18 protein-coding genes are annotated in these 23,692 nt (G+C 51.4%); 16 read left to right on the forward strand and 2 right to left on the reverse strand.

The window, feature by feature from the left end; all coding sequences use genetic code 11:
• Nucleotides 1-6 precede the first annotated feature (6 nt).
• The 13 genes from JKP77_RS04515 (at nt 7) to lpxC (ending at nt 16,133) form a co-directional block, all read left to right on the forward strand.
• Nucleotides 7-1,767, forward strand: coding sequence for a penicillin-binding transpeptidase domain-containing protein (locus JKP77_RS04515; RefSeq protein ID WP_420840041.1), 1,761 nt, complete (start codon nt 7-9; stop codon nt 1,765-1,767).
• The gene (locus JKP77_RS04520) at nt 1,757-3,286 is read left to right on the forward strand and encodes a UDP-N-acetylmuramoyl-L-alanyl-D-glutamate--2,6-diaminopimelate ligase (protein WP_218310009.1); all 1,530 of its coding nucleotides are present in this window, start codon (nt 1,757-1,759) and stop codon (nt 3,284-3,286) included. Before JKP77_RS04515 ends, JKP77_RS04520 begins: the two co-directional genes overlap by 11 nt.
• Nucleotides 3,283-4,686 carry a UDP-N-acetylmuramoyl-tripeptide--D-alanyl-D-alanine ligase gene (locus tag JKP77_RS04525; RefSeq protein ID WP_218310010.1) on the forward strand — a complete coding sequence of 468 codons (1,404 nt, stop codon included), beginning with the start codon at nt 3,283-3,285 and terminating at the stop codon, nt 4,684-4,686. The genes JKP77_RS04520 and JKP77_RS04525 overlap by 4 nt, the downstream gene beginning before the upstream one ends.
• Entirely contained in the window at nt 4,680-5,762 is a 1,083-nt protein-coding gene (gene mraY / locus JKP77_RS04530) for a phospho-N-acetylmuramoyl-pentapeptide-transferase (RefSeq protein WP_218310011.1), read from the forward strand. The genes JKP77_RS04525 and mraY overlap by 7 nt, the downstream gene beginning before the upstream one ends.
• On the forward strand, nt 5,762-7,075 hold the full coding sequence (gene murD / locus JKP77_RS04535; RefSeq protein ID WP_218310012.1) for a UDP-N-acetylmuramoyl-L-alanine--D-glutamate ligase: 1,314 nt from the start codon (nt 5,762-5,764) through the stop codon (nt 7,073-7,075). Before mraY ends, murD begins: the two co-directional genes overlap by 1 nt.
• The gene (ftsW, locus tag JKP77_RS04540) at nt 7,068-8,345 is read left to right on the forward strand and encodes a cell division protein FtsW (RefSeq protein ID WP_218310013.1); all 1,278 of its coding nucleotides are present in this window, start codon (nt 7,068-7,070) and stop codon (nt 8,343-8,345) included. Before murD ends, ftsW begins: the two co-directional genes overlap by 8 nt.
• Nucleotides 8,338-9,408 carry an undecaprenyldiphospho-muramoylpentapeptide beta-N-acetylglucosaminyltransferase gene (gene murG, locus JKP77_RS04545; RefSeq protein WP_218310014.1) on the forward strand — a complete coding sequence of 357 codons (1,071 nt, stop codon included), beginning with the start codon at nt 8,338-8,340 and terminating at the stop codon, nt 9,406-9,408. Before ftsW ends, murG begins: the two co-directional genes overlap by 8 nt.
• Nucleotides 9,408-10,859: a UDP-N-acetylmuramate--L-alanine ligase gene (gene murC, locus JKP77_RS04550; RefSeq protein ID WP_218310015.1), complete on the forward strand. Its 1,452-nt coding sequence runs from the start codon at nt 9,408-9,410 to the stop codon at nt 10,857-10,859. The genes murG and murC overlap by 1 nt, the downstream gene beginning before the upstream one ends.
• The gene (locus tag JKP77_RS04555; RefSeq protein WP_218310016.1) at nt 10,856-11,803 is read left to right on the forward strand and encodes a D-alanine--D-alanine ligase; all 948 of its coding nucleotides are present in this window, start codon (nt 10,856-10,858) and stop codon (nt 11,801-11,803) included. The genes murC and JKP77_RS04555 overlap by 4 nt, the downstream gene beginning before the upstream one ends.
• Nucleotides 11,804-11,814: 11 nt before the next feature.
• A complete protein-coding gene (locus tag JKP77_RS04560; protein ID WP_218310017.1) occupies nt 11,815-12,552 on the forward strand; it encodes a cell division protein FtsQ/DivIB in 738 nt (245 codons plus the stop codon).
• Between the two features lie 7 nt (nt 12,553-12,559).
• Complete coding sequence (ftsA, locus tag JKP77_RS04565; RefSeq protein WP_218310018.1) at nt 12,560-13,789, forward strand: cell division protein FtsA; 1,230 nt, start codon at nt 12,560-12,562, stop codon at nt 13,787-13,789.
• Between the two features lie 111 nt (nt 13,790-13,900).
• Nucleotides 13,901-15,073 (forward strand): cell division protein FtsZ, encoded by a 1,173-nt coding sequence (gene ftsZ / locus JKP77_RS04570; RefSeq protein ID WP_218310019.1) that lies wholly within the window; start codon nt 13,901-13,903, stop codon nt 15,071-15,073.
• 148 nt (nt 15,074-15,221) lie between these two features.
• Complete coding sequence (lpxC, locus tag JKP77_RS04575; protein WP_218310020.1) at nt 15,222-16,133, forward strand: UDP-3-O-acyl-N-acetylglucosamine deacetylase; 912 nt, start codon at nt 15,222-15,224, stop codon at nt 16,131-16,133.
• Nucleotides 16,134-16,339: 206 nt separating this feature from the next.
• Here lpxC and JKP77_RS04580 read toward each other — a convergent pair whose 3' ends face one another.
• Complete coding sequence (locus JKP77_RS04580; protein WP_218310021.1) at nt 16,340-18,172, reverse strand: DUF5060 domain-containing protein; 1,833 nt, start codon at nt 18,170-18,172, stop codon at nt 16,340-16,342.
• Nucleotides 18,173-18,474: 302 nt separating this feature from the next.
• On the opposite strand from JKP77_RS04580, the gene JKP77_RS04585 reads away from it, so the two are divergent.
• The 3 genes from JKP77_RS04585 (at nt 18,475) to mutT (ending at nt 22,619) form a co-directional block, all read left to right on the forward strand.
• Nucleotides 18,475-19,353: a M23 family metallopeptidase gene (locus tag JKP77_RS04585; protein WP_218310022.1), complete on the forward strand. Its 879-nt coding sequence runs from the start codon at nt 18,475-18,477 to the stop codon at nt 19,351-19,353.
• A 156-nt stretch (nt 19,354-19,509) separates the two neighbouring features.
• Nucleotides 19,510-22,224 (forward strand): preprotein translocase subunit SecA, encoded by a 2,715-nt coding sequence (gene secA, locus JKP77_RS04590; RefSeq protein WP_218310023.1) that lies wholly within the window; start codon nt 19,510-19,512, stop codon nt 22,222-22,224.
• Nucleotides 22,224-22,619 carry an 8-oxo-dGTP diphosphatase MutT gene (gene mutT, locus JKP77_RS04595; protein ID WP_218310024.1) on the forward strand — a complete coding sequence of 132 codons (396 nt, stop codon included), beginning with the start codon at nt 22,224-22,226 and terminating at the stop codon, nt 22,617-22,619. The genes secA and mutT overlap by 1 nt, the downstream gene beginning before the upstream one ends.
• 203 nt (nt 22,620-22,822) lie before the next feature.
• Here the strand turns inward: mutT and JKP77_RS04600 are convergent, their stop codons facing one another.
• Nucleotides 22,823-23,686: an aspartoacylase gene (locus JKP77_RS04600; protein ID WP_218310025.1), complete on the reverse strand. Its 864-nt coding sequence runs from the start codon at nt 23,684-23,686 to the stop codon at nt 22,823-22,825.
• Nucleotides 23,687-23,692 lie beyond the last annotated feature (6 nt).

Here is a 23,692-nt window from a genome sequence, read left to right on the forward strand (position 1 = left end):
GCTGCCATGAAACGCACAAAATCGCGCCGTGGCGCGAAACAAAACGTCACACCGTCACTGGTGCATTGGCGCTTTGTTGTGGTGCTGATCGCCGTGGTGTCGGTATTTGTGGTGCTGGCAGTGCGTGCGGCCTATATTCAGGTGATTGAGCCTGACGCGCTGATTGAACAGGGCGACAGCCGCACCTTGCGAACACGGGATATGCCGAGCTACCGCGGCCTTATTACTGACCGCAATGGTGCCGAGCTTGCGGTCAGCGTGCCTGTGCGCGCGATCTACGCGGATCCAAAAATTATTCATGACCGTGATGGTTTTTCACAGAATCGTCGCTGGGAAGCGCTGGCTGACGTGCTTGGACAAGACGTTAATGAGCTGCGTGAGCGCGTCAGTAACCCGGAACGACGCTTTGTCTATCTGCAGCGTCAGGTGTCCCCGGCAATGGCGGAGTATGTGGATAAACTGGATATTCCGGGCATATACCTTCGCCGCGAGAGCCGTCGGTATTATCCTACAGGCGAAGTGGCGGCACAGATAATCGGGATTACCGACGTCGACGATAACGGCATCGAAGGGTTAGAGAGACTGTATGATGAGTGGCTGACCGGTACGCCGGGCTCGCGGAAAATTCGTCGTGATGCGAAAGGACGTCAGGTAGAGATCCTGGAAACCAAATCCGGTGAAGCAGCGGGCAATCTGCAACTGACCATCGACCAGCGCATTCAGGCGCTGGCTTACCGCGAAATTAAAGAAGCCATGTTGTACTACCAGGCCAGCTCAGCGTCTGCCATTGTGCTGGACGTGCACACCGGCGAAGTGCTGGCAATGGTCAACGCGCCGTCGTTTAATCCTAATGACCGCAGTGACGTTGCACCGCATCGTATGCGCAACCGGGTAATTACGGATGCCTTTGAGCCCGGCTCAGCCCTCAAACCGATGGCGGTACTAGCGGCACTGGAGTTTGGTGGTGTCAAAGTAGGTGACATCGTTGACACCAACCCTGGCTGGATGCGTTTAGGTGGCAGCCTGGTAAAAGACTTCCGCAATTATGGTGAGTTAACGCTCGAGGGGATTATCCAGCACTCCAGCAACATGGGCACCTCCAAACTGGCGCTGTCTGTGCCCAAACCGTTTTTACTGGACACCTATTACAACATGGGCCTGATGTCTGATACCGGGTCTAACATGCCGGGTGAGAGCAACGGGATTTTTCATGAGCGCAGCCGCTGGTCCGAATTTGAGCTGGCCACGCTGTCATTTGGCTATGGCATCTCGGTGACGACGGCACAGCTGGCACGCATGTACGCCACGCTGGGTAACGGCGGCATCAAGCGTCCGCTGCAGATTATCAAAAAGCCACAAACAGAAGGCTGGCAGCCAGCCGAGGAACGCGTGATAAGCGAGAAAAACGCCGCCGCCATTCTGGAAATGATGGAGAGTGTGACCCAAAAAGGGGGCACTGCGGTGAAAGCAGCGGTTCCCGGGTATCGCGTTGCCGGTAAGACCGGAACCAGCCGAAAAGCCGTTGCAGGCGGATATGGCGAGGAGTATGTCAACATCTTCGCCGGTGTCGCGCCTGTTTCCAATCCTCAATTGGTGACTGTGGTGTTGATCAACGAACCGGGTGGCGACTTGTACCATGCTGGTGACACTGCTGCGCCGGTCTTTTCCGCCATTATGGGCGGTTCATTGCAGCTGCTGAATATCGCGCCGGATGATAAACAGGTGACGTCAACCTTGTGGATGAAAGGAGCTGGTAATGGTAGTTAGTGCATTCATTCAGAGCACCCGTTCCCTGATGGCAAAGTTTGGCATTGACGCGCCGGATATTCGGGTTGAAGGGCTGACGCTGGACAGCCGTGAAGTTAACACCAAGCTGGCGTTTGTTGCGATTAAGGGTCACGAACGTGACGGCAGAGATTTTATTCCTCAGGCAATCAGTTTAGGCGCCCGCGTTATACTGGCGCAAACCGACGACAGTAATGCCCACGGCGCGCTGGAAATGCGTGGCAATTCGGTGATTATTTCGCTGTTTGAATTACCTGACATGCTGTCTTCGCTGGCAGCCGCATTCTATGACTACCCGGCCATGAAAATGACCACGGTGGCGGTAACCGGAACCAACGGCAAAACCTCGGTTGTACAGCTGATATCGCAGTTAAAGGATGCGCTTGGCACGCGCTCTGCCGCCATCGGTACGCTGGGAAGCGGCGTATACGAAGGGGAAGAAACTATATGGTCTCAGTCCCCTGCGGCCAACACGACCCCGGATGCCATCCGCATGCAGTACCTGTTGGCAGAGTTTGTGCAACAGGAAGTTCGCCATACGGCATTTGAAGCCAGCTCTCATGCGCTGGTGCAGGGGCGGCTTCAACAAGTAAAAACAGATGTAGCGGTATTTACCAACCTCACGCGGGATCACCTCGACTACCACGGTACGATGACAGCGTATGCGCAGGCAAAACGTGAGCTGTTAAATCAGCACGGATTGTATGCGGTGGTACTTAATGCGCAAGACAGAGAAAGCCAGAACTGGGCAAATGCTGCGCCGCAGGACGCAAGTATTGTCTGGACCGGCGTGGATGTCAGCGGTCAGATTGCATCCCAGGATCGCCATTGTTTGGCCACAAACGTGAAATACCATAGTGCTGGGTGCGACTTTTCGCTGGAAACCTCATGGGGCAACGCAAAGGTATCCATTCCGCTGTTCGGTACCTTCAACATCAGCAATGTACTAAGTGCGGTGGCAACGTTACTGGCCGAAGGTGAGCGCTTTGAAGACGTGATGCGGGTAGTGAACGCGCTGCATCCGGTAAAAGGCCGTATGGAGGTCTTCGCTTTTGATTCACATGCCAATGTGGTGGTGGATTACGCTCACACGCCGGATGCACTGGAGAAGGTACTTGCCAGTGCCAGAGCACACACCGGTGGTGAAGTCTGGTGTGTGTTTGGATGCGGCGGCGACAGGGATGCCGGGAAACGGCCATTAATGGGAGAGGCCGCAGAAAACGGCGCCGATCACATTGTGATCACTACCGACAACTGTCGTACAGAAGCGCCCGAGGCGATTGCAAACGACATTATTTCCGGACTGAAAAAACCGGAACGTGCCGTGTGTGAGGCAGACAGAGAGAAAGCCATCCGCTATTGCCTGAATAAGGCAAAGCCAGAAGATTTGATTGTTGTTGCCGGTAAAGGGCACGAAGATTACCAAATTATCGGCACAACGAAGACAGGTTATAACGAGCGCGCAGTACTGGCGCGTTTGCAACAGGAGTACAGCAAATGATAACAACAACGCTGTCGTGGATCGCCGAAAAAACTGGCGGAACGCTGGAAGGGGAAAATATTACGGTGTCTGATGTCAGCACCGACACCCGCACGTTACCGGATGGTGCCGTTTATCTGGCACTGCGTGGTGCAAACTTTGATGGCCATAAATTTGTAGAACAGGCCGTGAAGTCTGGTGCCAGCGCGGTTATTGCCAGTGAACCGGTCACTGCCGACGTGCCTGTTATCTACGTGAAAGATACGAAAGAGGCGCTGGGCGCACTGGGCGCGGCAGTGAAAGCTGAGGTTGCGCCAAAAACGGTGGGGATCACCGGCAGTAGCGGCAAGACTACCGTCAAAGAGATGTGCGCAGCGATTCTGGCGCGCCGGGGGGCGGTGTTAGCCACTGCAGGCAACTTCAACAATGATATTGGTGTGCCGCTGACGTTACTGCGTCTGACTCCAGAACATGACTTTGCGGTGGTCGAGATGGGGGCAAACCATTTAGGCGAGATCGCCTACACCACCAGTCTCGTTAAGCCGGATGTGGCCACTATCGTAAATGCCGCGGCGTCTCATCTTGAAGGCTTCGGCAGCCTGCTTGGCGTAGCCCGGGCGAAAAGCGAAATTTTTAAAGGGCTTGGCGATAACGGGGTTGCCATTGTGAATACAGACAGCCAGTTTGCCGAATTCTGGCAGGGCAAACTGAAACACAAAAAGGTGCAGACATTCGCGCCTGACCAAGCCAACGATGCCGATTTTGGCGCTGACGACATTATTGTCGGGCTGGATGGTTGCGCGGCATTTCAGATGCTCACACCGAAGGGCGAAATTGGCATCCAGCTGACGATTCCGGGGTTGCATAATGTTGGCAACGCGCTGGTGGCTGCGGCACTGTGCATGCAGGTCGGCGCTACATTGGAAGATGTCCGTGATGGTTTACTTAGCATGAAGCAGGTAAGTGGACGTTTAAATGTAAAAATGCTGACTGACCAGATTCGCCTTCTCGACGATACTTATAACGCCAATGTGGCCTCAGTGAATGCTGCCATTGATACGCTCGCGACATTCTCAGGCATTCGGGTTCTGGTGTTAGGGGACATGGCTGAGCTTGGTGAAAAAGCACGCTTCTATCATGAAGAAGTAGGCCGCTATGCGCTGGAAAACGGCATTAATCACCTGTTTACGTTAGGTGTATTAAGTCAGTCCGCCAGCTCGGTATTTGGCAGCAGCGGTCAGCATTTCTCCGATGTAGAGTCGCTTATGGCGGAAATGGAAGACAGACTGTTGTCCGAGCAACGTGATATCTCAATCCTGGTGAAAGGCTCTCGGAGCTCGAAGATGGAGCGGGTGGTTAACGCAATTGAGGCATCCCCTTTGGGAAAGCTTGATCGCCGTCGGGAGCGCATTGCATGTTAATTTGGCTCGCAGATTGGTTAACGCAGTTTGATACGGGATTCAATGTATTCTCGTACCTGACCATGCGCGCTATTTTAAGCACCTTGACGGCGCTGCTTATCGCCATACTGATAGGCCCTAAAATGATCCGCGGTCTGCAACGGATGCAGATTGGACAAACGGTGCGTGACGACGGCCCGCAATCCCACCTTTCCAAAGCCGGCACGCCGACAATGGGGGGCTTGTTGATCCTTGCCGCTATCGTTACCAGTGTTCTGCTATGGGCGGACCTGACGAACCGGTATGTGTGGGTCACTCTGAGTATTGTTATCGGTTACGGCATCATCGGGTTTGTGGATGATTACCGTAAGGTAATACGCAAAGACGCCAAAGGGCTGATTGCCCGCTGGAAGTATTTCTGGCAGTCAGTGATCGCGCTGGTAGTCGCGTTTTATCTGTATAGTTCTTCTACTACCTCAGTAGAAACATCGCTGCTTGTGCCCTTCTTTAAAGAGGTATTCCCGCAGTTAGGCGTGTTCTTTATTATCATCACGTATTTCGCCATTGTGGGCACCAGCAATGCGGTGAACCTGACAGACGGGCTGGACGGTCTGGCAATTGTGCCGACTATCCTGGTAGCAGGAGCATTTGCGATATTCGCTTATGTCACGGGTAACGCGAACTTCGCTGACTACCTCAACATTCCGCACATTCCACTTACCAGTGAACTGGTGATCGTGTGCACTGCCATGGTGGGCGCCGGGCTTGGATTTTTATGGTTCAACACCTATCCGGCACAGGTCTTTATGGGCGATGTTGGCTCGCTGGCGCTGGGCGGTACACTCGGCATTCTGGCGGTACTGGTGAGACAGGAAATCGTGCTTATCATCATGGGCGGCGTGTTTGTGATGGAGACCGTCTCGGTCATCCTACAGGTGGGCTCGTACAAGCTACGCGGTGAACGTATTTTCCGCATGGCACCCATTCATCACCACTACGAACTGAAAGGCTGGCCAGAGCCGCGGGTCATTGTCCGCTTCTGGATTATTTCCATCATTCTGGTCCTGGTGGGGCTGGCAACATTGAAGCTACGTTAATGAAAGCAATAAACAGCGCACAACATATTGTGGTAGCAGGACTCGGTATGACCGGTCAGGCTTGCGTGCGCTTTTTATCAGCTCAACAAGTGAAGGTGTCGGCGTGGGATACTCGTGAACACCTTAATGTCCCTGACTCTGTTAACGTGCCTGTCACGCTTGGCGAACCGCCGGCGGCATTCTGGTCGGATGTTGATTTACTGATTTTAAGTCCGGGCATTAACCCTCAGTTACCGGCAGTACAATATGCGGCGCAAGCAGGGGTAGAGATCATCGGCGATGTTGAATTATTTGCCCGACTGAATGACGTGCCTGCTTTTGGTATTACCGGCTCTAACGGTAAAACCACTGTCACGTTGTTACTTACTCATATTCTTAAAGAGAACGGCAAGGCCGTGGTGGAAGCCGGCAACGTGGGAACGCCGGTGCTGGACACGTTGTCGATGTCACTGGATGCCATTGTGCTGGAACTATCCAGCTTCCAGCTGGAAACCACATCGTCACTGAAACTTCAGGCTGGCGCTATTCTGAATATTTCTGATGACCACCTGGATCGTCACGGCGACATGCAGCGCTATCTGGATGCCAAACAGCGTATTTTCCAGCACTGCGATACCGCCATAGTGTGGCGCGGGCAGGCTGAAACCCGTCCGACAACACCGGTCAGGGATATTGTGCTTTATGGTCTGGACGTTGCTGAAGTGGGTTTTGGTTTTACCAACAACTGGATAACGTTTGATGGCAAGCCGGTTGTGAACATGCAGCATGTTCAGTTGGTGGGATCGCACAATGTGCTGAATATCCAGGCGGCACTGGCAATGGCGAAAGTGGCCGGTGTCGAGCCCGCTCAGGCTGCTGATGCGGTATACCGCTTTACCTCTGCTCCTCACCGCTGCGTAGAAATCGCGAAACACCGGGGTATTCGCTGGATAGACGACTCAAAGGCCACGAACGTCGGTGCCACCCTTGCCGCGATTGAAGGCCTCGGCCCCGGGTGTACCGGAAACCTGATCCTCATTGCCGGGGGAGACGCCAAAGGCGCTGATCTCTCCCCTCTGTCCACGGCGTTTAGCGAACATGTTTCATTTGTTATTGCGCTTGGACGTGACGGCGAGCGACTTGCTGCGCTGTCTCCGGCGTCAGCCTGCGTGAAGACAATGTCTGAAGCGGTTGCGCTGGCCTATGAGAAAGCTGCAGCAGGCGATATTGTGCTGCTTTCACCGGCCTGCGCCAGTCTGGATATGTTTGACAACTATATTCATCGTGCGGCCGTGTTTGCTGAAGCCGTGAAGGAGGTAACAGCTGATGCTTGAAGCCGCCTCCAGACTGACTGATTTATTTGCGGCTCGCCATGGCGAGGTGAAGTCGGGCGTACCTTACGACACTGGCCTGGTGATTGTCTCGATTGCGCTGATGTCAATTGGTCTGATTATCGTGACATCCGCCTCTATGCCGGTGGCCGACCGTCTGTTCGACAACCCGTTTCATTTCGCGATACGTCATACTATTTACATAGTGATTGCGCTGATTGCGGCAATGACGGTGATGCAATTACCACTGACGTTCTGGCGGGTAAGCAATCCGTATTTGTTGTTAGCTGCGATAGGGCTGCTGGTGGCGGTGTTGTTGGTGGGACGCAGTGTCAACGGCAGTACCCGCTGGCTGGCAATTGGCCCTATTACCATTCAGGCAGCTGAGCCGGCTAAACTGTTTTTCTTCGCCTACCTTGCCGGGTATCTGGTGCGCCGCTACGAAGAAGTTACTGAGGGTCTCAAAGGCTTCCTTAAGCCGCTGGTCGTATTTTTTATTCTCGCTATGTTGCTATTGCTGCAGCCTGACTTAGGCACCGTGGTAGTGATGTTTGCCACGACTATCGGTTTGTTGTTTCTGGCTGGTGCCAGACTGTGGCAGTTTTTTGCACTGGCGTTTGTGGGACTGATGGCAGTTGTGGCGCTGATTGTATTTGAAGAATACCGGCTGAAAAGGGTGACATCTTTCCTCGATCCCTGGGCGGATCCATTTGGCGCCGGTTATCAGCTGACGCAGTCGCTAATGGCTTACGGGCGTGGCAACTGGTTCGGGCAGGGGCTGGGTAACAGCTTGCAGAAGCTGGAGTTTTTGCCGGAAGCGCATACCGATTTTGTTATGGCCATTCTCGCAGAAGAGCTTGGTTTTGTTGGCGTTATGGCTGTGCTGTCACTGATTCTGTGGATGGTGATCCGCGCCTTGCAAATAGGCAATGCGGCATTGCTTAAAGGTCGTCCTTTCGACGGGTATATGGCATATAGCATTGGTATCTGGTTCAGCTTTCAGACTGCAGTCAACATTGGCGCAAGTGCAGGCATATTGCCAACCAAAGGGCTGACATTGCCGCTGGTGAGCTACGGTGGTTCGAGTTTGATTATCATGGCGATTGCCGTTGCGTTACTATTGCGCATCGATTTCGAATTGCGGGTAGATGGTGTGCAGGCATTAAGCAAGAAAGACAAAGCGCGATTGCCGTCAAAAGCAACCAGCGAAGAGGGCAAGCGCAAAGCCAAAGCCATGATTGATGACGTGGCCGAGGAGGCAGAGCATGACTAAGCGATGCCTGATTATGGCCGGTGGTACTGGCGGACACGTGTTCCCGGGGTTGGCCGTGGCTGATGCGCTTAAAGCAAAAGGCTGGGATATCCAGTGGTTGGGTACCGCAGAGCGGATGGAAGCCGACGTGGTGCCGAAGCGGGGTTATCCGATTTCGTTTTTGCCGGTGAAAGGGATCCGCGGAAAAGGCTTGTCTGCCAAGGTAAAAGGAATAATGGCGCTGATCAGAAGCCTGTTTCAGGCACGCAAACTGATTCAGCGCATCGCGCCGGATATCGTAATTGGTTTTGGCGGTTATGCCAGTGGGCCTGGCGGCGTAGCGGCCTGGACCTCCGGTATACCGGTGATTGTTCATGAGCAAAATGCCGCGGCAGGAATGACAAACAAGTTACTGGCTAAGTTCGCGAAAACCATCATGCTGGGTTTTGACGACGCGCGTTCGCAGTTTTCTGCCAACAAAAACGTGGTGACCGTGGGCAACCCGGTGCGCGATGAGATTTGGAGCGTATCAGAAAAAACATCGATGTCTGTACCGCTTAACATTCTGGTAATTGGTGGCAGTCTGGGTTCACGTCCGCTGAATGAAACCGTACCACCGGTTTGTGCCGGACTGGAGGGCCTGAAAATACGCCATCAGTGCGGTAAAGGAAATGTCAAAGAGGTTGAGCGCGCATATGCCAACGCAAATGGGGCGGCTGAGGTTACAGAATTTATTGATGACATGGCGCAGGCTTACGAATGGGCGGACTTTATTGTCTGTCGCGCCGGTGCACTGACGGTTTCTGAAGTCGCTGCAGCCGGACGAGCCGCGATCTTCGTGCCGCTGCCCCATGCCGTCGATGATCATCAGACTAAAAATGCGCAATCACTGGTGAAAGTAAAAGCGGCACTGATGATCCCGCAGTCATTGTTAAAAGAAAACTTAGGACAGGCTGTCAGGCAATGGATATCCGATCCTGAAGCGTGTCAGAAAATGGGCCACATGGCCCGGCAACAAGCACAGTCACAAGCCACTGAACAAGTAGTAGCACAGTGTGAAGCACTGGCAGGAGAGGCGGCATAATGGTGTTACAAGCTCCATTCCAAAGTCCGCAAATGCGGAAAGTGAAACGAATTTTCTTTATCGGTATTGGCGGTGCCGGTATGGGCGGAATTGCAGAAGTCCTGTTAAATGAAGGGTATGACGTCATGGGCTCTGACATTCAGCAGGGACCGATGACACATCGCCTCGCCGAACTCGGTGCAGAGATTTTTATTGGTCATAAATCAGAGAACGTTGCTGGCGCAGACGTCGTCGTGGTATCCAGCGCCATAAACGAAGAAAACCCGGAAATACAAACGGCACGCGAGCAGCGTATCCCCATCATTCGCCGGGCGGAAATGCTGGCTGAACTGATGCGCTTTCGTCACGGTATTGCGATAGCAGGTACCCACGGGAAAACCACGACCACCAGTCTGATAGCAACCATTTTTGCCGAAGCTGATTATGACCCGACCTTTGTAATTGGCGGGCTGTTAAACAGCGCCGGTACCAACGCACGGTTAGGCAAAAGCCGGTATCTGATAGCCGAAGCTGATGAGAGTGATGCCTCGTTCCTGCACCTGCAGCCAATGGTCTCAGTGGTCACGAACATCGAAGCTGATCACATGGATACCTATGGCGGGGACTTCTCGAAAGTCAAAGATACCTTCGTTGACTTTTTGCGTAACCTACCGTTCTACGGTCAGGCAATCGTGTGTGGAGATGACGCCAATGTTAAGGAAATTTGTCCACGTATAGGGCGTAATATTCTTACCTACGGATTTGATGAAAACAATGATGTGCGCGCAGTTGATATCACCCTTGAGTTCGGCAAAGCCTGTTTTACGGTGTTGCGTCCGGACCGGCCGTCACTGAAAGTGACGCTCAATCTGACAGGGATGCACAATGTATTAAATGCGCTGGCAGCCATTGCCGTGGCAACGGATGAAGGCATAGACGATGAGGCTATCGTGCGAGCGCTCGCCAGTTTCGGTGGAATAGGTCGTCGATTTGAGTTACTTGGCGACTTTGACACCAGTAAGGGTAAGGTCAGTCTGGTAGACGATTACGGACATCACCCGACTGAGGTGAAAGCGACCATTGCTGCGGCCAGAGCTAACTGGCCTGAGAACCGAATTGTGATGGTGTATCAACCGCACCGTTATAGCCGCACGCGAGACCTGTACGAAGATTTTGTTGAGGTGCTGTCACAGGTAGATGTTTTATTGCTATTGGACATTTATGCCGCGAGTGAAACGCCTATCGAAGGGGTTGATAGTAAATCGCTATGCCGCTCTATTCGTCAACGTGGCCAGGTAGAACCTGTCTATGTTGGCAATAAAACGGCGTTGCCGGAAATTCTGGCTAACATCCTGCAGGATAACGATATTGTGATGACACAGGGTGCCGGCAACATCGGACAAATTGCAAAGCAACTGGCACAGGCGAAGCTTGAGCCGTCCGTACTACTTGATGAGAGTGCAGCGTCATGAAGACATACAGCGCGCAGGAATATGGGCGGGTTGCCGTCTTGTTTGGTGGCGATTCCGCCGAACGCGACGTGTCATTGAAGTCTGGTGAAGCGGTGCTGAATGCCTTGTTGCGTAAAGGTGTGGATGCCTTTGGGTTTGATCCGGCAGCACGGCCACTCACGGATTTGCTAAACGAAAACGTGAGTCGTGTACTTATCATGTTGCACGGCCGTGGTGGCGAAGATGGCTCGATGCAGGGCGCCTTACAACAGCTGAAAATTCCTTATACCGGAAGCGGCGTTTTGGGCTCTGCACTGGCAATGGATAAAATTCATAGTAAGCAGATTTGGGAATGTCTGAAATTGTCGACGGCAAAATACCAAATTGCTGATAAAAGTGACTTTGAAGCTGGATCATGCGGCGCTATAATGCATGAATTGGGGAATGAGGTCATGGTGAAACCGGCTCGTGAAGGTTCGAGTATCGGGATGGCCAGAGTGACTAGCGCTAAACAATTAAGTACTGCCATACAGGACGCCTTTAAATACGATAATCAGGTTCTGTTGGAGCAGTATATCGATGGACCTGAGTTCACAGTTTCCGTGGTTCAGGGTATAGCTTTGCCATCGATCCGCATGTCTACCCCCCACACATTTTATGACTATGCTGCCAAGTACCAGGACGATACCACGCAGTACTTCTGCCCCAGTGGTTTATCGGATGAAAAAGAGGCGGAATTAGCAGCATTGTCAATCCGGGCGTTTCGCGCGCTTTCCGGCTCAGGCTGGGGGCGTGTGGATGTGATGCAGGACGTGAACGGCGATTTTTATCTGCTGGAGTCCAATACCGTGCCCGGCATGACAGAAAAAAGTCTGGTACCGAAAGCGGCTAAAACCGCCGGTATCAGTTTTGACGATCTCGTAATGGCTATACTGGCGACCAGTATGCCCGCGTATGACGCGTAAGGCGACATGCAATGACATCGTCAAGAAAACCACAGGAACTATGGGCAGGCGTCGCCTTTTTAGTGCTGGTTTTCATTGGCCTGATTGTTGGCGGACTGAAAGCCTATAGCTGGATGCAGGACGAACAACAAATGCCGGTGCAGGTGGTCGACTTTTCCGGTGAGTTTGAGCACGTCAATATCGGACGGCTCGAACGACTGATAAGAACGTCACAGCCGGGAAGCTTTTTCGCCCTGGATGTGAACGAAGTGTTCCGGTTGGTTGAGGCGCAGCCCTGGATTTATCGCGCGTCGGTGAGAAAGCAGTGGCCGAACACGCTGAAAATCTATCTGGTAGAGCAGACGCCGGTCGCACACTGGAACGACGATTTAATACTGAATCCTTACGGCGAAACCTTTGATGGTGAGGATCAGGAACTGGATTTGCCAAGGCTATATGGTCCGGGCGGCAGTGAGAAGACAGCGCTGGAAGGCTATAACGCTATGCAGTCGCTGCTTGCTACCACCGCCATGGCAATCAGTGAACTGTCACTGAGTGAACGTTTTGCGTGGCAGCTACAGTTAAAAAACGGCGTTGACCTGAACCTGGGAAGGCAAGAGTTTATCGACCGTCTGCAACGGTTTATTGATATATATCCGTTGCTGCAACAACAACCGAAGGACGTCAAATATGTCGACCTTCGTTATGACACAGGATTAGCTGTCGGCTGGAAGTCAGCGGACAGCGAGAAGCGTAAACAAGAGAGTTAAGGAAACCATGTCAAAACCAGCTGAACGCAATTTGATTGTCGGTCTGGATATCGGTACCAGTCAGGTAAAAGCCGTAGTGGGCGAGCTGCTGGATGATGACCAAATCAGTATTGTTGGTGTGGGTACACACGCGGCCAAAGGCATGGATAAAGGCGGTGTTAACGATCTGAACCTGGTGGTGAAGTCGGTGCAGCGCGCAGTGAACGAGATGGAACTCATGGCAGATTGCCGGGTATCGTCAGTCTTTATGTCCATCAGTGGCCGCCATGTAAAATGCCAGAATGAAAATGGCATGGTACCTATTAATAATCAGGAAGTGACGCAGGAAGACGTAGATAACGTCATTCATGCGGCGCGTAGTGTACCGATTGCAGCTGAACGTCGTTTGTTGCATGTGTTACCGCAGGAATACACTATCGACGTGCAGGAGGGAATTAAAAACCCTATTGGCATGTCTGGCGTACGAATGGAGGCGGATGCACACATTATTACGTGCGCCGACGACATGGCGAAAAACCTGGTGAAGTGCATTGAACGATGCGAGCTTAACGCCGACCAGTTGATATTTTCGGCGCTGGCGTCAAGTTATGCGGTGCTAACCGACGATGAGCGTGAACTGGGTGTATGTGTTGTCGACATCGGTGGCGGTACGATGGACATCGTAATTTACACTGATGGCGCGATTCGACACACCGCGGTGATCCCTGTTGCCGGGAATCAGATAACCAGTGATATCGCCAAAATTTTCCGCACGCCAATTAGCAATGCGGAAGAGATTAAAGTGAATTATGCCTGTGCTCTCAAAGACATGGTGAGCATGGAAGAAAGTATTGAAGTCCCGAGCGTTGGCGGACGGCCGGCCCGGGTGATGTCGCGACACACACTGGCGGAAGTCATTGAGCCGCGATATCAGGAACTGTTTGAGCTGGTTTTGGATGAGATTAAAGCCAGCGGTCTGGAAGAGCAAATCGCAGCCGGCCTTGTGCTAACCGGCGGCACTGCCAAGATGGAAGGGGCAGTTGAGTTTGCAGAGGAATTGTTCCAGATGCCCGTGCGCGTGGGCAACCCCATCAATGTAAAAGGCTTGTCCGAATACGTTGATGATGCTGGATTTGCAACAGCCGTAGGGCTTTTACACTACGGTAAAATGCAAGCAGAGAATAATAAGTCCAGTAAGCAGAAGCCAGGTGAGAGTTTATTTCACCGGGTGCAAAGCTGGTTTAAAGGTGAATTTTAATTTTTTATTTTGGGGGCGCTAAGGCTACGGCATTTTTGATCGGCATGGAGGCATCTGATCAGCAGTATATGACCTGGCTTAGTGTTGAAGACGTACAACCGGAGAGTAAGTATGTTTGAATTAATGGATAGTCACGGCGAAGAAGCCGTAATCAAAGTCATCGGTGTCGGTGGCGGCGGTGGCAATGCAGTGGAACACATGGTTTCACAAAGCATTGAAGGCGTAGAATTTATTGCTGTCAACACTGATGCACAGGTGCTGCGAAGCTCAAGTGCCAATGTCACGCTGCAAATTGGTTCCAGCGTAACAAAAGGCCTGGGTGCAGGTGCTGATCCTAACATTGGTCGTGAGGCTGCTCATGAAGACCGCGAGACCATTCGTCAGGCGCTTGACGGCGCGGACATGGTGTTTATCACCGCGGGCATGGGTGGTGGTACCGGAACCGGTGCTGCCCCGGAAGTGGCTAAGATTGCCCGTGAAATGGGCATTCTGACCGTCGCCGTGGTAACCAAGCCTTTCCCGTTCGAAGGGAAAAAGCGTACTGCGTTTGCTGAGCAGGGCATTGTCGAGTTATCAAACAATGTTGACTCACTGATCACCATTCCTAACGAAAAACTGCTCAAGGTCATGGGACCGGGTACGCCATTGCTGCAGGCATTCAGTGCGGCAAATGATGTATTACGCGGTGCCGTACAGGGTATTGCCGAGCTTATCACCCGTCCGGGTCTGATTAACGTCGACTTCGCTGACGTGCGTACTGTGATGTCTGAAATGGGTAAAGCCATGATGGGCTCTGGTGCTGCATCAGGTGCAGACCGTGCTGAAGAAGCTGCCGAAGCTGCTATCGCCAGTCCGCTGCTGGAAGATATCGATCTGTCTGGCGCACGCGGTATCCTGGTAAACATTACCGCAGGTCCTGACTTCGCCATTGACGAATTTGAGACCGTGGGTAATGCCGTGAAGGCTTTCGCATCAGAAAACGCGACGGTTGTCGTGGGTACTGTGATTGATATGGAAATGACAGATGAGCTGCGTGTAACCGTCGTTGCTACCGGCATTGGCGCAGAGCGTAAGCCTGACATTTCACTGGTAAGCTCTGAAGGTTCACGCTTGTCTGCAAGTGCCCGCGAATATGGGTCGCATCAGTCCAGCCACGAACCACGCAGCAGCAGTGTCGGGTCGACAGATGGTAATCAGGCGCTGAAAGCGGAAGATGAAGCGCAGCCTGGTTCTGATCTTGAGTATCTGGACATTCCGGCATTTTTGCGCAAGCAAGCGGACTAGTTCACGTTTATTGAATTTTGACGCGTTTACGTTGTCACAATGTGTATGAGTATCTGTTACTTAGGTACTCGTGTGACACATTTTTGACATGTAAGTGACAACTCACTATAATGCGCGACCGCTTTTTAGACAGGTAAAAGCAAACGAGATGATTAGACAACGTACAATCAAGCACCCGGTTCAGGAAACCGGAATAGGGCTTCACAAAGGGGAAAAGGTCACGATGACTCTCCGGCCTGCGCCTGCGAATACAGGAATTGTATTCCGGCGTGTAGACCTTGAACCTCATGTGGACATCCCTGCACGTGCGGACGCGGTGGGTAATACCATGCTATGTACGTGTTTAAACAATGATGATGGCGTTAGCATTCAGACGGTAGAACATCTGGCGTCCGCGCTGGCGGGTCTGGGTATTGATAACATCATTGTTGAGGTTGATAGCAACGAGCTGCCGATCATGGATGGCAGTGCCAGCCCGTTTGTTTTTCTTTTGCAATCTGCTGGCATTGAAGAGCTTAATGCCGCTAAGCGATTCATTCGCATTAAAAAGCCGGTACGCGTTGAAGACGGTGACAAGTGGGCAGAATTGGTGCCGCATGATGGTTTTCGTGTTGATTTTCGAATTGACTTCGACCATCCGGTAATCAGCCAGACGCGTCAGCATATGGTTATGGACTTTGATTCCTGTTCCTACGTGGATGAAGTCAGCCGCGCTCGTACATTCGGTTTCATGAGCGATTTGGAGTACATGAATGCCAACAATCTGGCACTTGGCGGTAGCATGGAAAACGCCGTGGCGCTGGACGAGTTTCGCATTCTGAATCCGGAAGGTCTGCGTTATGACGATGAGTTCTTAAAGCATAAGATCTTAGATGCAGTGGGCGATCTATATCTTGGTGGTCACAGCATTATCGGTGAGCTTCGTGCTTTCAAAACTGGCCACGGGCTGAACAATAAACTGCTCAATGCCGTGCTGGCGCAAAAAGAGTGCTGGGAATACATCACTTATGATTCTCAGGAAGACGCGCCTATTCGCTACGCCCAGCCTGTCCTGGCGTAAAGTACGCTTTCGCATAAAAGCCGCCTTTCCTGGCGGCTTTTTTATGTCTTTCACATAGCCTGAATCAAGGTAGATAAGCGAGATACAATCAGGGCGATGATGTTTCGCATCACAACTTATCTTGAAGATCGGCGACCTTCCTTTGATGCCGGGAAAGGCCTTTAGTGAGCTGGTACGCCCTTGGTGGCTCGCTATTCTATCTGAAGTTACTTAAGACGTTGTATTAGTGCTACCCAGTCACCATTACCAGGTGCTGCAGGTATTGATAGTGTCTTGCCAGAAAGTACTTTTGTATCGCGAATAAGGTCGCCCCCGTGCAGGGGATCAAACCACGACAGCGAGTATCTGGCCCCGGTGCAGCCCGGCATAAGGTCAGTTGACTCACCCTCTGGAATATAAAGCAGATAGATATTGCCAGACTTTATATAGCTGTACACATTCTCGTTTGATACAACAGCAGGCGCCGGCGACATTTCTTCAAACGGAATATACTGATTGAAAAAGTCCAGAGCGACTTTTGTTTGCCGCCACAAATTATCGCGTGAACGAAGATCCTCTGCAGTTAAATCGTTATGTTGCTGGTGTGCTCCAAAATACCACTCAACGCCGGCTCCGCCAGCCATCAGGCTGCCCCATAAGGCGTGTCGTCTGAGGGTGTCATGGGTTGGATCAACGGTGTCGGTTTTCGCCCCATCCATCCATTCACCTATTTCATCCATGGTGATCGCCCATTTGCGGTTGTGACTTTCAGCCTTACTCAGCCATTTCGTGATTTCAGAATAGACCTGCTCCCGCAGATTCACCTGAAAAGACAGGCCATCTAATGAAGACTCTCCGAGTAGCGGGGTTAATATTTCATCTTTGGACTCGGGGGTAGAGTGAGTGTGAATAATGACAGGGTGTGAGTAGGGATCGGCTTCTTTCAAAAAACGCGACATTGCAATACGCTGTTCGTCTGTCTGCGCATCAGGCGAAAATTCTGCAGGGCCATTTTCTTCACCCAGATTCCATATAAGTCCGGGGTGATGTGCAAATCTGGCAATGAGCTCCTGAAAATACAACTGACGCAAAGGACCGGTATCGCCGTCATCCAGCAAGCGCTCATTTTCTGTCTCCTGAATGACAAGGTGAAGTGCAATACCTTTTTTCTGCATGTGAGAAAACACCACGTTCCATTGCGCCAGCTTGCTGACATCGAAACGTTCAAAGTTAGTTGGACTGGTATAAGGCCACACATCCTTCCCGTCGCCCTCTATATTAAGTGTCAGAAAGTACGCGCTGTTCATGCCTCGGTCAGCAAGGTAATTCATCACGCCAATGAGATTCTTACCCTTTTCGCTTTGCCATGTAGGATCGCCTGGCAGCCAGTCTTTGCGGTGGTTTTTGTACTCGTGGATGTCAGTGCCGCTGCTGGCTTCACCATCCCTTTGCTGGGTAGTAATGCGGTAGGTTTGATCAAATTCATTAAATGCCAGCAAGTTCTCAGGACTGTTGGTTCCCCCTTTAAGCCAGACCTTATCCTGATCAGCTGTATAATAGTACCGGCCCTTTGTATAGAGTGTGCCAAGCGCATGGAAGCCAGTTGCTTGGCTCTCAGCTTTCACGACTTTCAGGTTACCTGTTGCGTTAGTGATAGGGATTTGTTGTCCAGCTTCCGGCCTGTCGGCCAACGCTACACCTGCCCCTTTATAAAGAGAGGCGTGGTATCGCCATAGTCCGGGACGGTCTGGTGTGAATTTCACCTGCCAGACGTTGCCACTGGACGCGCTGGTTTCGGCCGCGTTGCCGTTTGCAGCGTAATAGCCACGGATAACGCGTTCACTATCTTGGTGAACAAACCGTACCAAAAGCCTGTAGTCGGTAAACGGGTTCACTGGGTCAGTTTCTGACGTCTGCGGACCTTCAAAGTTTAATGTTACTGGCTGCCATTGGAAGGCTGCCTGTGGCGGTTTTGTGGTTGTCTGGCACGCAGAAAGCATGAAAAGCACTACGAAAAGGCAGCAATTGCCAGGCATTTTGTAGGAAGTTGCAGTTCGCATCAGGTCGCCTTTGCAAAAATTGTAAGCGCATACATAGTAGCGCTTATTCTGCAGATTGTTAAGGTGATGTGGGTTTTTGTTTGAATGATGTAACAGAAGTGTCGCACGAATAAATAAACATACGTACCTGATTTGAACGCGGGAGAATAACGCTCAGACGAGGCCATTGCTAAGCCAGATAGTGCAGGGTCTGCAACCTTTATATCCCGAATTCTTATCCTTAAGCATGAAAGCACACATCTGCGTTTGTTCCACGCCGCAAACAGAGTTACACTATCGGTCGAATTTTTATGAGTTGATTTATGAAGCTGACGATCACCCTGACAGGAACCAACCGACGCTATCGCAAAAGCATCAGTGTAAGAACACTGGTGAGTGCGACGGTGTTGTCGTCTCTGTTCATGCTGGTGTCCAGTCGCTCGACTGAATCCGTCTCCGAGGATATTGCGCGTATTAAGCTGGCGCAATCGGAAGTCGCAGAAAAGCAAAGCGAAGTGGATTCGCTCAGAAGCGATACGAAAGTGAAGCTGGACACGTTGCTTGCACACGTTGCAGCATTGTCAGCAAAGCTAAATCAACTTGATACCCAGAACGAAAAACTGGCAAAAGAATTAGGCATGACAGCGGCAGACCTGGACGCTTTCATGCCTGCAACGTTACCTGATAATCATCAGGACGACCCCATAATGCGAGAGATCGCGGCACTGCAACAATCCCTGGATATTAAAGCTCAGCAACTGACCATGCTTGAAAGTCTGGTCAGGGGGCACCTTATCCAGAAGCAGAGTCAATTATCTGGTCGTCCCATTGAATCTGGATGGTTGTCATCTTATTACGGTATGCGTGCAGATCCCTTCACCGGTGAACAAGCCATGCACAAAGGGCTGGACTTCGCAGGGGAAACCGGAGATAACGTCGTCGCCACCGCTGCAGGGATAGTTACCTGGGCAGGTGAGCGCTATGGTTATGGAAATTTGGTAGAAATTGAACACGGTGATGGCCTGATTACCCGCTACGGGCATAACAAGTCACTACGTGTTTCTGTCGGTGAAGTGGTTACCAAAGGGCAGTCTGTTGCTGTCATGGGTAGCACAGGCCGTTCTACCGGCGCACATGTACACTACGAAGTAATAAGAAACGGACAGCAAATCGATCCTCTACCTTTTGTTTACAAGAAGTAATGCGGTAGCAGCCAGGTAAAGCAGACAATTAACGTCTGCAACAATCAAAATTGGGTGGCAGACACAACGGTAAGGTTGTGACGGTCATTTTTTGGAAATTGACAATGTACTTGTACAGAGTACGGCGTCTCGACAAGTAGTGGAAAAATCAACCAAATGTTTTCAAGCGTCCTGAGAAAAGTATTCGGTAGCAGAAACGACCGACTATTAAAAAAACTAAAAAAGAGTGTCGATGCCATTAATGCGTTGGAAGCCGAATATGAAAAGCTTTCCGATGAGGCGCTGAAAAACAAAACCGCAGAGTTTCGTGAACGCCTGGAAAAAGGCGAGTCGCTTGACAGCCTCATCGTAGAAGCGTTTGCAACTGTTCGCGAAGCAAGTAAACGCGTTTACGGAATGCGCCACTTCGACGTACAGATGCTGGGTGGCCAGGTACTGCATGAAGGTAAAATTGCTGAAATGCGTACTGGTGAGGGTAAAACCCTTACGGCAACCCTTCCAACCTACCTCAATGCCCTTACCGGCAAAGGGGTTCACGTTATTACTGTTAACGACTATCTGGCCCGTCGTGACGCTGACTGGAGCCGCAAGTTATTCAACTTTATGGGCATGACAGTTGGCTGTAATGTTCCCGGTATGTCTCCTGAGCAAAAGCGTGAAGCGTATGCCAGCGATGTCACCTATGGCACAAACAACGAGTTTGGTTTCGATTACCTGCGTGACAATATGGCGTTTAGTCCACAGGATCGCGTACAGCGTCCACTCCATCACGCGGTAATCGATGAAGTTGACTCCATCCTGATTGATGAGGCGAGAACGCCGCTTATTATCTCTGGCGCTGCAGAAGACAGTTCAGAACTGTATCGTCGTATTAACAGTGTTATCCCACAACTCATCCAGCAGGAAGAGGAAGACGAAGAAGGTAAAGAAGGCAATGGTGACTACACCATCGACCTTAAAGCCAAACAGATCCACCTGACTGAACGGGGTCAGATTCATGTAGAAGAAATTCTGCACCAAGAAGGCGTGTTGCCTGAAGGCGAATCACTCTTTGCTGCGGGAAATATTTCGCTGCTTCACCATATCAATGCGGCACTTCGTGCGCACAAGCTGTTCAGTAAAGATGTCGATTACATCGTAAAAGACGAACAGATTGTTATCGTTGACGAGCACACCGGCCGTACGATGGAAGGGCGTCGCTGGTCTGAAGGTCTTCATCAGGCGGTAGAAGCTAAAGAAGGCGTGAAAATTCAGAACGAAAACCAGACGCTGGCGTCGATTACGTTCCAGAATTACTTCCGGTTGTACGACAAACTGTCCGGCATGACCGGAACCGCCGATACCGAAGCATTTGAATTTAACCATATTTATGGTCTGGAAACGGTTGTTATCCCAACCAACCGTCCGATGGTGCGTGATGATAAGGCGGACCTGATTTATCTCACTGCAGAAGAAAAGTACGAAGCCATCGTTGAAGATATCAAAGATTGCGTTAAACGTGGTCAGCCAACTCTGGTGGGTACGGTATCAATTGAAAACTCAGAGTTGCTTTCTCGCATTCTGAAGAAAGAAAAAATTCCGCATAAGGTTCTGAATGCCAAATTTCACGCCCAGGAAGCTGACATTGTTGCACAAGCCGGTAAACCCGGTGCCGTCACTATAGCCACTAACATGGCAGGCCGTGGTACCGATATCGTGCTTGGCGGTAACTGGCAGGTAGAAGTTGAACAACTGGAAGATCCGTCTGACGAAAAAATTGCCAAAGTAAAAGAAGCCTGGCAAAAGCGTCACAAAGAAGTGCTCGACGCCGGTGGTTTACACATTATCGGTACAGAACGCCATGAGTCGCGTCGTATTGATAACCAGCTTCGCGGCCGTTCAGGTCGTCAGGGCGATCCGGGTTCCAGCCGTTTTTATCTGTCGCTGGACGATGCGCTGATGCGTATCTTCGCATCAGAAAAAATGGCAGGCATGATGAAGCGCCTGGGTATGGAGCGTGGTGAAGCGATTGAGCACCCTTGGGTGACCCGCGCCATTGAAAATGCACAGCGTAAAGTGGAAGGCCGTAACTTCGATATTCGTAAGCAATTGCTTGAGTACGACGATGTAGCCAACGATCAGCGTAAAGTGATTTACGAGCAGCGTAATGAGCTGTTGGATGAAGGCGATATCAGCGAGACCATAGCGGTTATTCGTGAAGACGTTGTCAGTGGTGTGGTAGATGAATACATTCCGCCGCAGTCGCTCGAGGAGATGTGGGATGTTAAGGCCCTTGAAGAGCGTCTGAAAGCTGATTTTGCCGTGGATCTGCCAGTACAAAGCTGGTTGGACAGCGACGACAAACTTTATGAAGAAAAGCTGCGTGAGCGCATTCATGAAGAAGTCACAAAGGCATACCAGGAAAAAGAAAACGTGGTCGGTAAGGACGTACTTCGCCAGTTTGAAAAAGCGGTGATGCTGCAGAATCTGGACAGTCACTGGAAAGAACATTTGGCGGCGATGGACCACCTTCGCCAGGGGATCCATCTGCGCGGTTACGCACAGAAGAACCCGAAACAAGAATACAAGCGCGAATCTTTCGAACTGTTTTCGCAAATGTTAGAAGCGTTGAAAATTGAGGTGATTACTATCCTCTCGCGTGTCAAAGTGCGAGCAGAAGAAGACGTAGAGAAGGTGGAAGAGCAGCGCCGACAAGCTGACGATGTGCCAAAGAATTATCAGCATGAGCAAGCGAGCGCGGCACCAGAACCTGAGGCGGCAAGTAATAAAGTGCGTACAGAGGTGCGTGAAGGCCCTAAAGTTGGCCGCAACGATCCTTGCCCTTGTGGTTCAGGCAAAAAGTACAAACAGTGTCACGGTAAACTGAATTAATGGCTGAGGTGCATGTGGCCGTGGGCGTTATCCTTCGCGGCCATCAGGTATATGTCTGTCTTCGTCCTGACGACAAACACCAGGGCGGGAAATGGGAGTTTCCCGGCGGTAAAGTCGATGGCGAAGAGTCGGTAGAGCAGGCGCTGCAGCGGGAGCTGGATGAGGAAGTCGGTATTCAGGTTATACAGACTTCGCCGCTTACTGTGATCACGCATGATTACGGTGATAAAAAAGTGGTGCTGGATGTTCATACTGTCACGACTTTCACCGGTGAGCCGTTCGGTAAAGAAGGACAGGAAGGGCAATGGCGTGATATTGATGCGCTTGAACCAGAGGATTTTCCTGCCGCCAATGTCGACATCATCGATGCACTGCGGAAAAAACGCCCGCTGTAACTATCATTAAAAACCGGATGAGAAAACATCCGGTTTTTTTATCTCTGTTTCTTACTGTGATTTAAGCCGTGGTGTGAGCGGGGACAACAAGTCAGTTTCCCCTGCTTAAACCTGACACGCCGCCTACTTTGTGGTGGGCTTGGCCCTGCAGTATGCATGTTGCCTGCTGCAACTGACAGCCTTGCGCCAGTTGCTAAAAGACGTCACAACCTGATAAGACTCGCCGTGGCAAACGCGACATGCAGTTTATGGTATGCCGCTTCGTTGATAAAGTGCGGATAGGTGGTGTCACCGTCCCAAAGCACATCATTACCCTTAAAGTCCCGAAATACGGGCTGACCTGCAACCAGAGGGACGAAGTCAGCGTCCTGAAGATGGTGATGTATCATTGCCGTGCGCTCGCCATTCTCGTCTAACGGGAAAGACACGTTATCCCCCAGCCGGAATGCCTCACATTCAGGCAGTTCACCCAGTTCACCTTGATTATATGCCTCGCAAAACGCCAGTACGGCTTCTGTCATGGTCAACGTAAGCTGATAAACGTCTTCACGTAACACGCCCTGCGGCTGCGCGCCGACTTCAATCATCACGCCGCGCTTTCCGGTTGTGCAAAGGTACGCGTGATCAGCTACCGGCTTTTCGTCTTCCAGCAGAATGTTGGCTTCTGGCATGACCTTTTTGACATACCGCGCCAGCTTAATATTGAAATCATCGGCTTCCAGTATGATCAGCGTTGCCCCCATATTGCTGGTGGTATTGTGGATATCCACAACCAAATCGGTGAGGGCGTTTCCTTTAGGACCCAGCTTGTCGTTAAGCGTTTTTGCCAGTACGGCCTCGCGGGAAGTAGAGTCAGCCATCAGGTTCTCAAACGAGAACTGCCGGTTTAAATCCGCTTCCACAAAGCGAATATTGGCATCAATGGCTGCCTGGTTTGCCAGATAGCAACGAATATCAAGTGAACCGTAGGTATCCGGAATGTCACCTTTTAACCAGTTTCTCACCAGTTGGATCCCACTGGTTTCATTTCCGTGTGTTCCGCCGACAAGGGCAACAGACTGAATCATCGAAAT

It is taken from the genome of Alteromonas antoniana, from assembly GCF_019249295.1.
In the GTDB taxonomy this organism is placed as follows: Bacteria; Pseudomonadota; Gammaproteobacteria; order Enterobacterales; family Alteromonadaceae; genus Alteromonas; species Alteromonas antoniana.

Excerpts from the sequence above, each read along its gene's own strand:
- mraY (WP_218310011.1), top strand. The coding sequence starts at position 4,680 with ATGTTAATTTGGCTCGCAGATTGGTTAACGCAGTTTGATACGGGATTC.
- murC (WP_218310015.1), top strand. The coding sequence starts at position 9,408 with ATGGTGTTACAAGCTCCATTCCAAAGTCCGCAAATGCGGAAAGTGAAA.
- ftsW (WP_218310013.1), top strand. The coding sequence starts at position 7,068 with ATGCTTGAAGCCGCCTCCAGACTGACTGATTTATTTGCGGCTCGCCAT.
- ftsA (WP_218310018.1), top strand. The coding sequence starts at position 12,560 with ATGTCAAAACCAGCTGAACGCAATTTGATTGTCGGTCTGGATATCGGT.
- mutT (WP_218310024.1), top strand. The coding sequence starts at position 22,224 with ATGGCTGAGGTGCATGTGGCCGTGGGCGTTATCCTTCGCGGCCATCAG.
- JKP77_RS04580 (WP_218310021.1), bottom strand. The coding sequence starts at position 18,172 with ATGCGAACTGCAACTTCCTACAAAATGCCTGGCAATTGCTGCCTTTTC.
- ftsZ (WP_218310019.1), top strand. The coding sequence starts at position 13,901 with ATGTTTGAATTAATGGATAGTCACGGCGAAGAAGCCGTAATCAAAGTC.
- JKP77_RS04560 (WP_218310017.1), top strand. The coding sequence starts at position 11,815 with ATGACATCGTCAAGAAAACCACAGGAACTATGGGCAGGCGTCGCCTTT.
- JKP77_RS04520 (WP_218310009.1), top strand. The coding sequence starts at position 1,757 with ATGGTAGTTAGTGCATTCATTCAGAGCACCCGTTCCCTGATGGCAAAG.
- JKP77_RS04555 (WP_218310016.1), top strand. The coding sequence starts at position 10,856 with ATGAAGACATACAGCGCGCAGGAATATGGGCGGGTTGCCGTCTTGTTT.
- JKP77_RS04525 (WP_218310010.1), top strand. The coding sequence starts at position 3,283 with ATGATAACAACAACGCTGTCGTGGATCGCCGAAAAAACTGGCGGAACG.
- murD (WP_218310012.1), top strand. The coding sequence starts at position 5,762 with ATGAAAGCAATAAACAGCGCACAACATATTGTGGTAGCAGGACTCGGT.
- JKP77_RS04585 (WP_218310022.1), top strand. The coding sequence starts at position 18,475 with ATGAAGCTGACGATCACCCTGACAGGAACCAACCGACGCTATCGCAAA.
- lpxC (WP_218310020.1), top strand. The coding sequence starts at position 15,222 with ATGATTAGACAACGTACAATCAAGCACCCGGTTCAGGAAACCGGAATA.
- secA (WP_218310023.1), top strand. The coding sequence starts at position 19,510 with ATGTTTTCAAGCGTCCTGAGAAAAGTATTCGGTAGCAGAAACGACCGA.
- murG (WP_218310014.1), top strand. The coding sequence starts at position 8,338 with ATGACTAAGCGATGCCTGATTATGGCCGGTGGTACTGGCGGACACGTG.
- JKP77_RS04600 (WP_218310025.1), bottom strand. The coding sequence starts at position 23,686 with ATGATTCAGTCTGTTGCCCTTGTCGGCGGAACACACGGAAATGAAACC.
- JKP77_RS04515 (WP_420840041.1), top strand. The coding sequence starts at position 7 with ATGAAACGCACAAAATCGCGCCGTGGCGCGAAACAAAACGTCACACCG.